The sequence below is a fragment of the Streptomyces sp. HD genome (genome assembly GCF_028369295.1).
Classification (GTDB): Bacteria; Actinomycetota; Actinomycetes; order Streptomycetales; family Streptomycetaceae; genus Streptomyces.
The window spans coordinates 155761-167528 of record NZ_JAQMYP010000018.1 but is presented as its reverse complement, the minus strand read 5'-3'; the positions used below and the strand labels follow the sequence as shown (position 1 = coordinate 167528).

The 11768-nt window shown below is 72.8% G+C and carries 6 protein-coding genes; 2 read left to right on the top strand and 4 right to left on the bottom strand.

The features are described from left to right. The first annotated feature begins 284 nt into the window (after positions 1 to 284). Positions 285 to 3194: an ATP-binding protein gene (locus tag POF73_RS19510; protein ID WP_272117019.1), complete on the top strand. Its 2910-nt coding sequence runs from the start codon at positions 285 to 287 to the stop codon at positions 3192 to 3194. A gap of 29 nt (positions 3195 to 3223) precedes the next feature. Here the strand turns inward: POF73_RS19510 and POF73_RS19505 are convergent, their stop codons facing one another. Together POF73_RS19505 and POF73_RS19500 are read right to left on the bottom strand one after the other, a co-directional pair. Continuing rightward, complete coding sequence (locus POF73_RS19505; RefSeq protein WP_272117016.1) at positions 3224 to 4783, bottom strand: acyl-CoA synthetase; 1560 nt, start codon at positions 4781 to 4783, stop codon at positions 3224 to 3226. Next, positions 4780 to 5889: a nitronate monooxygenase gene (locus tag POF73_RS19500; RefSeq protein ID WP_272117014.1), complete on the bottom strand. Its 1110-nt coding sequence runs from the start codon at positions 5887 to 5889 to the stop codon at positions 4780 to 4782. Before POF73_RS19500 ends, POF73_RS19505 begins: the two co-directional genes overlap by 4 nt. A gap of 207 nt (positions 5890 to 6096) precedes the next feature. Here POF73_RS19500 and POF73_RS19495 point away from each other — a divergent pair, with 207 nt between their 5' ends. After that, the gene (locus POF73_RS19495; protein ID WP_272117034.1) at positions 6097 to 7812 is read left to right on the top strand and encodes a serine hydrolase; all 1716 of its coding nucleotides are present in this window, start codon (positions 6097 to 6099) and stop codon (positions 7810 to 7812) included. 23 nt (positions 7813 to 7835) lie between these two features. Here the strand turns inward: POF73_RS19495 and POF73_RS19490 are convergent, their stop codons facing one another. Both POF73_RS19490 and POF73_RS19485 read right to left on the bottom strand, forming a co-directional pair. Next, positions 7836 to 9413, bottom strand: a complete 1578-nt coding sequence (locus POF73_RS19490) for a phytoene desaturase family protein (RefSeq protein WP_272117011.1) — start codon at positions 9411 to 9413, stop codon at positions 7836 to 7838. An 83-nt stretch (positions 9414 to 9496) separates the two neighbouring features. Beyond that, positions 9497 to 11737: a serine/threonine-protein kinase gene (locus POF73_RS19485; protein WP_272117009.1), complete on the bottom strand. Its 2241-nt coding sequence runs from the start codon at positions 11735 to 11737 to the stop codon at positions 9497 to 9499. Positions 11738 to 11768 lie beyond the last annotated feature (31 nt).

Sequence of the window (11768 nt, the reverse complement as noted above, 5' to 3'; positions counted from 1 at the left end):
CCCCCCCCCCCCCCCCCCCCGCCCCCCCCACCCCCCCCCCCCCCCCCCCCCCCCCCCCCCCCCCCCCCCCCCCCCCCCCCCCCCCCCCCCCCCCCCCCCCCACGGCTCCCAGGAACGGGCGTCATTCGGACTTTCTTACCCGAAGGGTGGACGAGCGAACCACTTCGGCCCGGGATTCATCCTTCTCTGTCATCCTGGCCCCCTAATACGACCATCAGGCCCCCACCAGAGGCGTACTCTCTGCGCTGTCCTCCGAGGATCAACGACAGGAAGCGGTAGGGCAGATGGCGTATGGGTCGTGGCAGCCGAACACCGAACCCCGCCCGTTGCTTGAGCGCCAACGCGAACTCAGAGCGCTCGACTCCGCGTTGTCGGACCTCCGCGACGCCGCCGACGGCATGCAGCGGGCCCGGCCCAGCGGGCTGCTCGCCTTCACCGGTCCGGGCGGGCTGGGCAAGTCGACCCTCCTCACCGAGGCCCGCGCCCGCGCCGCGGAGCTCGGCTTCAAGGTGCTCTCGGCCCGGGCCGGCGAGAAGGACCAGGAGCTGGCGTTCCGTCTGGTGCGTCAGCTCTTCCAGCCCGTGCTGGCCACCATGGAGGAGGCCGAACGGCGTGCCTTCCTGGGGAGTTGGTACGACATCGTCGCCGCCGCGCTCGGCCTGGAGGCGGCGGACACCGCCCACACGCCGGACCCGACCGGGGTGCGCGACGGCCTCGACTGGGTCATGACGCGCCTCGCCGCGATGAAAGCACCCCTCGTGCTGCTCCTGGACGACCTGCAGTGGGCCGATCTCGAATCGCTCGGCTGGCTCGCCTCCTTCGCTCCGCGCACCGTCGACCTCCCACTCCTGATCGTCGTCGCCTACCGGCCCGACGAACTGCCGTCCGAGGCAGCCCCCTTCCGCACGGTCGTCGAACGGCAGGGGAACCGCCCCTACCCGCTGGCACGGCTCAGCGCCGCGGGTGTGGCCCGGATCGTCCGGCACGAACTGGGCGAGGGGGCCGAGGACGAGTTCTGCGACGAGTGCTGGTCGGTCACCGGCGGCAGCCCGTTCGAGACGGTCGAGCTCGCCATCAGGCTCGGCGAACGGAACCTGAAGGGCGCACAGCACGAGTTGCCCGCGATGCGGGACCTGGCTGCGGCGGTCAAGGGCCCGGGACTGATCGAGAACCTGCACCGGCTCGGCACGGCCACCGTGCGTTTCGCCCAGGCCGCGGCCGTGCTGGGTCCCCCGGTGTCGCGGGAGCTCGCCGCCACGCTGGCGGTGATCGGCAGCGAGGAGGCAGTGGAGGCGACCGAGAAGTTGCGCACCGCCCGGATCCTGACCGACGCATCCGAGTCGGGGGACGGGCTGGAGTTCGTCCATCCGCTCATCGCGACGGCGATCTACCGGTCCATCCCCGCGGGCCTGCGGGTCGGCCTGCACGACCGGGCCGCGGAGGCCGTCCGTGCGGCCGGGTTCGGCCCGGTCTGCGCCGCCCGGCATCTGCTGGAGGTGCCCTGCGAGGGCAGGCCCGAGGTGGTCGCGTGCCTGCGCGAGGCCGCCCGTGAGCACCTGCGTGCCGGGGCCCCGGAGGCCGCCCGGCGCGCCCTGGCCCGTGCGTTGCAGGAGCCGCCTCGGCCGGAGGACCGCGCCGCGCTCCTGCACGAGCTCGCGGGCGCGACCTTCCTGATCGAGCCCACGGCCACGGTGAGCCACCTCCAGGAGGCGCTCGCGGAACCCGGGGTGGATCCCCATCTGCGGGCCTCCATCGTCTACCGGCTGACCCAGGCGCTGGCCCACACGGACCGGCTGGCCGAGGCGGCGACCGTGTCCGCCGACGAGGCGCGGCTCGCCACCCATCCCCGTATCCGGCTGCGTATGCAGGCCGATCACTTCGTCTGGAGCGCCTTCCGCGCCGACGAACCCGACTCGTTCGCCCGCTCACGGAGGCTGACGCGGCTCGCCGAGCGGCTGGCCGGCCGCGGTCTGGAGGAGCGCTACATCCTGGGTTCGCGGGCCTGGGACGCCATGGTGCGCGGCGAGCCCCGGCAGACCGTCCTGCAGTGCGCGGAGCGGGCCCTGCACGGCGGACTGAGCTGGACCGACGAGAACCGGGGTTTCGAGGTCCCCGTCTCGGTCGCCCTGACCTTCATGTACGGCGACCAGCCGCGACGGGCCGAGGAACTGTTCACCGACGGCATCGCCGAGTGCGTGGGCAAGGGCTGGCGCGGCTCCCATCTGGCTCTCGGGCAGACCCTGTACGGCTACATCCGCTACCGTCGGGGCTGCCTGAGCGACGCGGAGCAGCTGGTCCGGGAGGGGCTGCGCATCGCCGACCGGGTCGAAGGCGCGGTGCCCGCCCAGTGGTTCGCCATCGGCATCCTGATCCAGACCCTGCTCGCCCGCGGCCGTACCGCCGCCGCGCGTCGTCTGGCCGACTCCTACCGGTACGGCGAGATCGTCCCGAACGCCGTCATCTACCCCGATCCCCGCACGGTGTACGCCGAACTCCTGCTGGCCGAGGGCCGGCATTCCGAGGCGGAGCATCTGCTGTCCGCCGTCGGGGACTGGCTGGACGCGCGGGGCTGGCGCAACCCCTCCTGGTGCCCGTGGCAGCTGCACCTGGCGTCCGCTCTCGCCCCCACCGCCCCGGACAAGGCGGCCGGTCACGCCCTGGACGCCGTCAAGCGCGCCCGGGACTTCGGCGCCGCCTCCACCATCGGCCAGGCCCTCCACACTCTCGCCGACGTGACCGGCGGCCCGGCGGCACTCGCCCTGTACGCGGAGGCCGTGGAGCACCTGGAGCAGTCGCCTGCCTCCTACGAGCTCGCCCGGGCCCAGGTCGGCCATGGCGCCGCCCTGTCCCGCCACGGCCGCCTCCATGAGGCCGCCGACCGGCTCTACCAGGGACTGGAAGGCGCCGTGCACTGCGGGGCCGAGGCGCTCACCGCCCGGGCCAGGGAGGAGCTCGCGGCGGCCGGAATGCGCCCGCTGCCGCTGCGGTACACGCAGGCGGACACGCTGACCGCACAGGAGCGCCGGACCGCCGAACTGAGCGTCCAGGGGCACCCGGTGGGGGTGATCGCCAAGGAACTGCGGCTCACCGAGCAGGGCGTGCGGCAGTTGCTGTCCTGCGTCTACCGCAAGGTCGGCACCGACGCCACGGGCCTCGCCAAAGCCCTGGAGACCTTTCCTCGCACGCGCACTTGAAGCCGCCCCGGCCCCACGCCGGGCGGCGTTCACATGGGTCGTGTACGTCCCTCCCAGTACGGGTCCCGCAACCGCCGCTTGTACAGCTTGCCGTTGGGATCGCGCAGCATCTCCGCGATGAAGTCGACGCTCTTGGGCCGCTTGTAGCCTGCGAGCCGGTCGGCGCAGTGGTCGAGGATCGCGGCGGCCAGGGCCGGGCCCGGCTCGTGACCGGGGGCCGGTTCCACGACGGCCTTGACCTCCTCGCCCCAGTCGTCGTGCGGGATACCGAAGGCGGCGGCGTCGGCGACGGCGGGGTGGGCGAGGAGCACCGACTCGATCTCGGCCGGGTAGATGTTGACCCCGCCGGAGATGATCATGTCGATCTTGCGGTCGCGGAGGAACAGATAGCCGTCCTCGTCGAGATAGCCGAGGTCACCGACGGTGAAGAAGTCGCCGATGCGGTTCTTGCGCGTCTTGGCCTCGTCCTTGTGGTAGGCAAAGCCGCCGGTGTTCATCTTCAGGTAGACGGTGCCGAGTTCGCCGGGCGGTAGCCGGTTGCCGTCGTCGTCGAAGATGGCGAGTTCGCTGATGGGCCAGGCCTTGCCGACCGTGCCGGGCTTCTTCAGCCAGTCCGCGGCGGTGGCGAAGGCGCCGCCGCCCTCGCTGGCCGCGTAGTACTCCTCCACGCAGGGGCCCCACCAGTCGAGCATCGCCCGCTTGACGTGGTCGGGGCAGGGGGCGGCGCCGTGGATGGCGTGCCGCATGGCGGAGACGTCGTAGCGGGCCCGTGTCTCCTCGGGCAGGGCGAGCAGGCGGTGGAACTGGGTCGGGACCATGTGTGTGTGGGTGCACTTCTCGCGGTCGATCAGCCGGAGCATCTCCTCGGGCGTCCACTTGTCCATCAGCACGAGACGGTGGCCGATGTGGAGCGACGCGCCTGCGAACTGGAGGACGGCGGTGTGGTAGAGCGGCGAGCAGACGAGGTGCACGTTGTCGTCGAACGGGCGGATGCCGAAGATGCCGAGGAAGCCGCCCAGGTACGCCTCCTCGGGGCGCTTGCCGGACAGGGGGCGCCGGATGCCGCGGGGGCGGCCGGTGGTGCCCGAGGTGTAGTTCATGACCCAGCCGAGGGTGCGGTCGGCGGGCGCCGACTCCGGTTGTCCGTCGACGAGTTCGGCGTACGGCCGGAATCCCTCGACCGTGCCGATCGCGTACCGCCGGTCGGCGGGCAGGCCGGCCTCGTCGGCGGCGTGGCGTGCGGGGGCGGCGAAGCGTTCGTGGGCGAGGAGCACCTTGGCGCCGGAGTCGGCGACGATCCAGGCGATCTCGGGGCCGACGAAGTGGTGGTTGATGGGGACCAGGTAGAAGCCGGCCTGGCTGGCGGCGAGGTAAGCGACGAAGAACTCGGCGCTGTTGGGCAGGACGACGGCGAAGGCGTCGCCGCGTTCCAGGCCGGCCGCGCGCAGTCCGTGGACGAGGCGGTTGGTGGCGGCGTGCAACCGGCCGGCGGTCCACTCCTCGCCGTCGGGGGCGACGAGGACCGTGCGGTGGGGGTCGGCCGCGGCCTGTGCCCAGAAGCCTGCCGGGGGTGTACTCGTGCTCGTCACTCGCCGCTCCTTCCGGCTATGCGGTTGATGCGATCGACGGCTCGCTCGAAGCCGCGGGTGAGGTCGTCGAAGACGGCCCGGACGCTGCGTTCGCTGTTCATCCGGCCGACGATCTGGCCGACGGGGGTGCCGAGCAGCGGCGCGACCTCGTACTTCTGGATCCGGGAGACCGCGTCGGCGACCAGCAGGCCCTGCAGGGGCATGGGCAGGGTGCCGGGACCGTTCGTGTCGTCCCAGGCGTCGGTCCACTCGGTGCGCAGCTGGCGTGCGGGCTTGCCGGTCAGGGCGCGGGAGCGCACCGTGTCGCCGGAGCCGGCGGCGAGCAGTTTGCGGGTCAGGGCGGGTGAGTGCAGATCGGCTTCTGTGGTGGTCAGCCATATGGAGCCCAGCCACACACCCTGGGCGCCCAGGGTGAATGCGGCAGCCACCTGTTGGCCGCTGCCGATGCCGCCGGCCGCCAGCACGGGCAGCGGGTCGACCGCCTCCACGACCTCCGGTGTCAACACCATGGAGGCGATCTCACCGGTGTGCCCGCCCGCCTCGTAGCCCTGCGCGACCACGATGTCGATGCCGCGCTCCTTGTGCTTGACGGCGTGCCGGGCACTGCCCGCGAGCGCGGCGACGAGGACGTCCCGCTCATGGGCGCGCTCCACCACGTCGGCGGGCGGTGAGCCGAGGGCGTTGGCGAGGAGTCTGATCGGGTAGTCGAAGGCGACGTCGAGCTGGCTGCGGGCGACCTGCTCCATCCACCCGGTGATGCGCCAGCCGGACGCCTCCCCCTCGGCGAGTTCGGGCACGCCGTACTTGGCGAGGGTGTCCTGGACGAACTGCCGGTGCCCTTCCGGGATCATCGCCTCCACGTCGGCCTCGCTGACGCCTTCCACCTTCTTCGCGGGCATGACGACATCGAGGCCGTAGGGCCTGCCGTCGACATGGGCCTCGATCCAGTCGAGGTCGCGTTTGAGGTCGTCGGGGGCGGTGTAGCGGACCGCGCCGAGCACTCCGAAGCCGCCGGCCCGGCTGATGGCCGCGGCGACGGCGGGGAACGGCGTGAAGCCGAAGATGGCGTGCTCGACTCCCAGTTTCTTGCTCAGCTCCGTCTGCATGGGCGCAGGATGCCGCACTCCTCCGGAGGACGGAAGAGGTTATCTGATACCCCGTCAGGTTCAGGCCCATGGTCGGCCGGCCATGGTTCCGGGTAGGTCTCACGTCTCCGGTCGAATCGACGAAGGGACTTCCCGGTGACCGACGACGTGGCGGGCAGAGCGCCGACGAGAAGCGGACTGACACGACGTCAACTCGGCAGGGGCGCCATGGCCCTGGGCGGAGCACTGACCCTGGCCTCGCTCCCCGCGGGACCGGCCGCCGCCTCCCCCTCCGGCCATCACACTCTGCGCCACGGCTCCCCCGAGCGCGCAGGCCTGCTGCCCGCCCACCTCCGCCAACTGGTCACCGACGCCGAGGCGTTCCTGGGCCCCTCCCCCAAACACCCCTGGTACGCGGGGGCCGTACTGCTCGCCGGGCGCGGCGGCACGGTGGCCCTGCACCAGCCCATCGGGACGGCGGTGCGCTACCGGGCCTACGACGAGAAGACCGACACCGGCGTCGAGTTACCCGCCGATCAGCAGATCCCCATGGCCGAGGACACCGTGTTCGATCTGGCCTCGGTGTCCAAGCTGTTCACCTCGGTCCTCGCCGTGCAGCAGATGGAGCGGGGCGCTCTCGGGCTGGAGGCGACGGTCGCCTCCTACCTCCCGGACTTCGGCCGTGCGGGCAAGCAGGACATCACGATCCGTCAGCTGCTCACCCACACCTCGGGGTTCCGCGCCTGGATCCCGCTGTACGGCGCGCCGACGCACGAGGCGCGGCTGGAGCTCATCTGGAACGAGGCGCCCCTCAACCCGCCGGGCACCAAGTACCTCTACTCGGACCTGAACCTGATCTCCCTGCAGCTGGTCCTGGAGAGGATCACCGGCCGGACGCTCGACGCCCTCCTGCACGACGAGATCACCGCCCCGCTCGGCATGCGCCGCACCCGCTACAACCCGCCCGCCGACTGGAAGCCGAGGATCGCGGCCACCGAGGACGCCCGGAAGCCCTGGTCCGGCCTGGAGCGTGGGCTCGTGTGGGGCGAGGTGCACGACGAGAACGCCTTCGCTCTCGGCGGGATCGCGGGCCACGCGGGCGTGTTCTCGAACGCCTGGGACCTCGCGGTCCTGGGCCGCACGCTGCTGAACGGCGGCGCCTACGGCCGCGCGCGCATCCTGGAGCCGGAGTCGGTGGAGTTGATGTTCACCGACTTCAACACCGCGTTCCCGGGCGACGAGCACGGCCTCGGCTTCGAGCTCTACCAGCACTGGTACATGGGCGCGATGGCGACCCCGCGCACCGCGGGACACACCGGCTTCACCGGCACCTCGCTGGTCCTCGATCCGACGACCGACTCCTTCCTCGTCGTGCTCGGCAACTCCGTCCACCCGGTGCGCAGTTGGCGCTCCGGTTCCGCGCCCCGCGTGGCCGCCGCCGACCACCTGGCGCGGGCCGTTCCGGTACGGCCACGGCACGGTCGTAGGGCATGGTTCTCCGGAATGGCGACCGCCACCACAGCCACCCTCGCCCTCCCCGCACTCGACTCGTCGTCCGGCGACGCACTGCTGTGCTGCGCCCTGTGGTGGGACACCGAGCCGGGCCCGGACGTCCTCACCCTGGAGACGACTGCCGACGGGGGCGCCACCTGGCAGCCGCTGCCCTTCACGACGACCCGTCACGGCGAGCCTCCGCAGGACCACCCGGCCGGCACGGTCACCGGCTGGTCGGGCCGCGTCTGGCACCGGCTCACGGCCCGGCTGCCCGTGCACCGGCGGCTGGTGCTGCGCTGGCGGTACGCGACGGACCGGCTGTTCGTGGGCCGTGGCGCGTACGTCGACGGTCTGCGCGTCGAGGCGGCGGCCGGCGTCCTCTTCGACGAGGCCCGGCCGGCGGACGCGGCCCGGATAACCGCGAGCGGCTGGACCGCCTCGGCGGACTGACCGCCCGCCGTGCGCAGGTCCCGTCAGTCGCCGGACCGCTCCAGCACCGCCATCGCCGCATTGTGCCCCGGCACCCCGCTCACCCCGCCCCCACGCACCGCGCCCGCCCCGCACAGCAGCACGTTCGCGTGCCGCGTCTCCACGCCCCAACGCCCGGTGTCCTCCTGGGCGTACGGCCAGGTCAGTTCGCGGTGGAAGATGTTGCCGCCGGGCAGGCGCAGGTCGTGCTCCAGGTCGAGCGGGGTCTTGGCCTCGATGCAGGGGCGACCCTCGGCGTCGGTCGCCAGGCAGTCCGTGATCGGCTCGGCCAGGTGGGCGTCGAGCTGGGCGAGCGTGGACTTGAGGAGTTCCTCGCGTACGGCGTCGTTGTCACGTTCGAAGAGCGCGGCCGGGGTGTGCAGACCGAACAGGGTGAGGGTCTGGTAGCCCTGTTCGACGAGGGCGGGGCCGAGGATCGTCGGGTCGGTCAGCGAGTGGCAGTAGATCTCGGAGGGCGGAGCGGCGGGGAGCTCCCCGGCGGCGGCCTGGGCGTGGGCGGCGGCCAGTTGGTCGTAGCCCTCGGCGACGTGGAAGGTGCCGGAGAACGCCTCGCGGGGGTCGACGGAGCTGTCGCGCAGCCGGGGCAGCCGCTTGAGCAGCATGTTCACCTTGAGCTGGGCACCTTCGGCGGAGGCCGGGGGTGTGTCCCCGGTGAGGGCGGCCAGGGCCTGTGGGGAGGCGTTGACCAGGACGTGGCGGGCGGCGGCGACGCCCTCGCCGTCCGCCGTGCGGTAGGTGACCTCGGCCGTACGGCCGTCCGTGTCGACGCGGACCGCCTCGTGGCCGGTGACGATGTCCGCGCCCGCCGCGCGGGCCGTCGTGGCCAGGGCGTCGGTGAGGGCGCCCATGCCGCCGACGGGGACGTCCCAGTCGCCGGTGCCGCCGCCGATCACGTGGTAGAGGAAGCAGCGGTTCTGCTTCAGCGACGGGTCGTGGGCGTCGGCGAAGGTGCCGATGAGGGCGTCGGTGAGGACCACGCCCCGGACCAGGTCGTCGGCGAAGCGGTCCTCGATCGCGACGCCGATAGGTTCCTCGAAGAGGGTCCGCCAGGCCTCCTCGTCGTCCACCCGGCGGCGCAGCTCGTCGCGGCTCGGCAGGGGTTCGGTGAGCGTCGGGAACACCTTCCGCGCGATCTCGCCGGTCATGCCGTAGAAGCGCTGCCAGGCGGCGTACTCGCGCTCCGCGCCGGTCAGCCGGGCGAACGCCTCGCGGGTGCGCCGTTCGCCGCCGCCCACGAGGAGGCCGGTGGGGAGTCCGTCGCGTTCGACGGGCGTGTACGAGGAGACGTTGCGGGTGCGGACTCGGAAGTCCAGGCCCAGGTCCCGCACGATCTTCTTCGGCAGCAGGCTGACCAGGTAGGAGTAGCGGGAGAGACGGGCGTCGACCCCGGCGAACGGGCGTGTGGACACGGCGGCGCCGCCGGTGTGGTCCAGCCGCTCCAGGACCAGAACGGACCGGCCGGCCCGGGCCAGGTAGGCGGCGGCGACCAGGCCGTTGTGGCCCCCGCCGACGATGACGGCGTCGTACGTACGGTGTCGCGGGTGTCCCTCGTTGGCAGCCATGGTTCTTCGTAACACGTGATGATCTAGGTCGGCCAGAGGTGGCGCGCGGGAGTCACGGACCTGCCGCCCGCCCGGCGCCGCTCTCACGCGCCGCCGGAGGCCCGCTGCTGTCGCAGCACCGCCACCCTCCGGTACAGCTCGACGGCTTCCGCGCCCCGCCCGAGCTGTTCCAGGCAGTGGGCCTCGTCGTTGCGGCTGGCGAGGGTGTCGAGGTGGTCGGCCCCGAGGACGCGTTCACGGGCGGCGGCCACCCTGCGGTACTCGGTGAGCGCGTCCGGCCAGCGGCCCAGCCAGCCGAGGCTCACGGCGACCTCGCGTCGGCTGACCAGGGTGTCCGGGTGTTCGGGGCCCAGCACGCGCTCGCGGATCGCGCACACGTCGCGGGACTCGGCGAGGGCCTCCTCCCAGCGGCCGAGGCGGCCGAGGTTGACGCCGAGGCCGTGGCGGGCGCGTAGGGTCTCGGGGTGGGCGGGGCCGTGGACGCGGGTGCGGTCGTCGATGAGGTCGCGGTAGAGCTGGAGCGCCTCCGCGCTGCGGCCGAGGCGGCCGAGGCTGATGCCGACCTCGTAGCGGGCGGCGAGGGTGTCGGGGTGGTCGGGGCCGAGAGCCTGGGCGCGGGCCTCGGCGACCTCGCGGTAGGTCTGCAGGGCCTGTGCCCAGCGGCCCAACTGACCGAGCGCATAAGCGACTTCGTAGCGGGTGACCAGAGTGTCGGGGTGGTTCGGGCCGAGGACTCGGGCGCGGGCGGCGGCGACCTCGACGGCCATGCGGTACGAGTCCTCAAGGCGGCCGAGTCGGCTGAGGTTGAAGGCGAGGTTGTGGCGGCAGCGCAAGGTGTCCGGGTGATCGGCGCCCATGGCGCGCTCGCGGGCGATCAGCACCGATGTGTAGACCTGGTGCGCGTCGAAGTGGCGCCCCAACTGGCCCAGCACGTACGCCATTTCCTGGCGGGCGGCGAGCGTGTCGGGATGGTCGGGGCCAAGGGCGAGGCTGCGGGCGCGGGCGACGTGCTTGTACTCGCGCAGTGCGTCCGCGGCGCGGCCGGTCCGGCTGAGGGTGAAGGCGACCTCGTAGCGGCTGGCGAGGCTGTCGGGGTGGTCGGGGCCGAGGAGGTGCTCGCGCTCGGCGGCGACGGCCCGGTGCACCTCGCCGGCCTCCGTCCAGCGGCCGAGGCGGCCGAGGCTGAGCCCGGCGTTGTGCCGCCCGGCGAGCGCGGCGAGCGCGGCCGCGGACGGGGCGGCCGGTTCGTCCGGTACGGCGGTCTCCTCGGGGCGGCCGGTGGGCGGGCGCGGGATCCACTCGCCGGTGAGGCCGGCCGCGGCGTCGGGGGGTGTGGTGCGCAGTCCGGCGCCGGTGGCCTTGTGGCCGGTGGTCATGCCGCGGGTCCAGGACGGCAGGCGGGTTTCGCGGGCCACGGGCTCCGGGGGCCGCAGCACCGGCTGCGGAGTCACCACGGTCGGCACATACGTCGGTGTCGTACGGCCCAGGCCGATCCGGCGGCCCAACTCGCGCCCGTCGTGCGGGCGTTCCTCGGGGCGTTTGGCCAGCAGGTCGAGGATGATCCGCTCGAAGTAGTCGGGCAGCTCGGCGCGGTGGGTGCGCGGCGGCCGGGGCGGGGTGTCACGGTGGCCGACGAGGATCGCCCAGGGGTCGTCGAGGTCGAACGGTGGTACGCCGGTGGCGATCTCGTACAGCACGCACCCCAGCGAGTACAGGTCGCTGCGCTGGTCCACCTCCTCGCCGCCGATCTGCTCCGGCGACATGTAGTGCGGAGTTCCCATCGCGATGCCGGTGCCGGTCAGCCGGGAGGTGAAGCCGATGTCGTGGCCGAGGCGCGCTATGCCGAAGTCACAGATCTTCACCGTGCCGTCGGGCAGCCGCATGATGTTCGCGGGCTTCAGGTCACGGTGCACGATGCCCTGCTGGTGGGTGTAGGCGAGGGCGGCGGCGACCTGGTCGGCGATCTCGACGACGTCCGGGACGGGCAGCGGGTGGTGCTTGTTGTCCTCAAGGAGCTGACTGAGGTTGCGGCCGTCCAGCAGCTCCATGACCAGGAACAGGATGCCGTCGGACTCGCCGAAGTCGTGGACGACGGTCACCCCGCGGTGCTGGAGCGCCGCGGCCACCCGGGCCTCGCGGCGAAACCGTTCCCGCAGGACCCGCGTGAAGGAGTGGTCGTGGTCCGGTCCCAGCGGTTTGAGGCACTTCACGGCGACATGCCGGCCCAGCGACTCGTCGCGCGCACGCCACACCTCACCCATACCGCCGCGCCCGATCAGATCGAGCAGCCGGTACCGGCCCTGGATCAGCCTGCTCTGCCCCATCTCCCGCGATCGCCCCCCGTCACGGTCCGCC